Consider the following 1,995-nt stretch of genomic DNA (forward strand, 5'->3'; position numbering starts at 1 on the left):
ATCACGGTGACGGACCTGGCCGCCGCCACCGGCATCTCGCTCGGCATGCTGTCGAAGATCGAGAACGGCAACATCTCGCCGTCGCTGACCACGCTGCAGTCGTTGTCCCGGGCGCTGGGCGTGCCGCTGACGGCGTTCTTCCGCAGTTATGAGGAGCCGCACAATGCGGTGTTCGTCAAATCCGGCCAGGGGGTCGAACTCGAACGGCGCGGCACGCGGGCCGGCCACCAGTACAACCTGCTCGGCTATATCGGCGGCGGCACGACAGGCGTCGTGGTCGAACCCTATCTGATCACGCTGACCGCGGATTCGGACGTGTTTCCGACCTTCCAGCACGAGGGGATGGAGTTCCTCTACATGCTCGAAGGCGAGGTGGTGTACCGCCACGGCGACCAGCTGTTTCCGATGCAGCCGGGCGACAGCCTGTTCTTCGACGCCGATGCGCCGCACGGGCCGGAGGTGCTGGTGAAGCTGCCCAGCCGCTACCTGTCGATCATCAGTTACCCCCAGCGCTCGGCCAAGGGTTGACTTGCCTTGAAGGAAAAAATTATTCTTCGTAATTGAGGGAAGCGAAGCGGCCTGCTATTCCTCATCCGAAGGCAAGCGGAGGGTTCCGGTCATGTGCGGGATAGTGGGTCTCTTCCTCAAGGACAGGAGCCTCGAGCCGCAGCTCGGCACCCTGCTCTCATCCATGCTGGTGACGATGACGGATCGCGGGCCGGACAGCGCCGGCATCGCGATCTATGGCGACACCGACCACCGCCACGCCAAGCTGACCATCCAGTCCGCCGATCCGAAGCGCGACTTTGCCGGCCTGGCGGGCGAGCTGCAGGGCGCGCTCGACGTCCCGGTGTCGATCGACGTGAAGAGCACCCACGCCGTCATCCTGCTGCCGAAGGACAAGCTGGACGAAGGCCGGGCGGCCATCACCCGGCTGCGGCCGGATGTCCGGGTGATGAGCAGCGGCGATTCGATCGAGATCTACAAGGAGGTCGGCCTGCCGAAGGACGTCCTGTCCCGCTTCGCCGTCGCCGGCATGTCCGGCACGCACGGCATCGGCCACACCCGGATGGCCACGGAATCCGCCGTCACCACGCTGGGCGCCCATCCGTTCTCGACCGGGGCCGACCAGTGCCTGGTGCACAACGGCTCGCTGTCGAACCACAACAACCTGCGCCGCGAGCTGCGGCACCAGGGCATGTCGTTCGAGACCGAGAACGACACCGAGGTCGCCGCCGCCTACCTGACCGCGGAGATGGCCAAAGGCAAGAATCTCGGCCAGGCGCTGGAAGGTGCTGTCGACGATCTCGACGGGTTCTTCACCTTCGTCGTCGGCACCAAATCCGGTTTCGGCGTCGTGCGCGACGCCATCGCCTGCAAGCCCGCGATCCTGGCCGAGACCGACCGCTACGTCGCCTTCGGGTCGGAATACCGTGCGCTGGTCAGCCTGCCCGGCCTCGAGACCGCCCGGATCTGGGAGCCGGAGCCGGCGACCGTCTATTTCTGGGAACGCTGAACGCCCCTCGCGTGGCTTCCTCCCCTCGGCATGATCTCATCTCAGGGCGACACGATGCCAACATTCGACCTTGCCGCGACTTCCCTTCGCGATCTCAACCAGGCGCTGCACGACATCGCCCCAGGTGACAACGACCGGCAGTTCGAGGTCGTCAATCCGCGCGGCCATCATGCCGTGGCCGTCGGCGTCAGCGCGCCGGTGACGATCGATGTCAGAGGCAGCGTCGGCTATTACTGCGCCAGCATGAACGACGAGGCGACGATCACCATCCACGGCTCGGCCGGGCCGGGCGTCGCCGAGAACATGATGTCCGGCACCGTCGTGGTCAAAGGCGATGCCAGCCAATATGCCGGGGCAACCGGCTGCGGCGGCCTCTTGGTGATCGAAGGCAACGCCTCCTCCCGCTGCGGCATATCGATGAAGGGCATCGACATCGTCGTGCATGGCAGCATCGGCCACATGTCCGCCTTCATGGGACA

2 protein-coding genes and 1 pseudogene are annotated in these 1,995 nt (G+C 65.5%); all 3 read left to right on the forward strand.

Features of this window, described 5'->3' with window-relative positions; genetic code table 11:
- Positions 1-528 (forward strand): helix-turn-helix domain-containing protein (locus AC3XYG_RS32270; RefSeq protein WP_489143986.1); only part of this gene is annotated, 528 nt, incomplete at its 5' end.
- A gap of 91 nt (positions 529-619) precedes the next feature.
- Complete coding sequence (locus AC3XYG_RS32275) at positions 620-1,516, forward strand: class II glutamine amidotransferase (RefSeq protein WP_489143987.1); 897 nt, start codon at positions 620-622, stop codon at positions 1,514-1,516.
- A gap of 54 nt (positions 1,517-1,570) precedes the next feature.
- Positions 1,571-1,995: pseudogene (locus AC3XYG_RS32280) on the forward strand (protein GlxC); the annotation flags it as partial.

Source organism: Inquilinus sp. (assembly GCF_057815775.1).

Excerpts from the sequence above, each read along its gene's own strand:
- AC3XYG_RS32275 (WP_489143987.1), top strand. The coding sequence starts at position 620 with ATGTGCGGGATAGTGGGTCTCTTCCTCAAGGACAGGAGCCTCGAGCCG.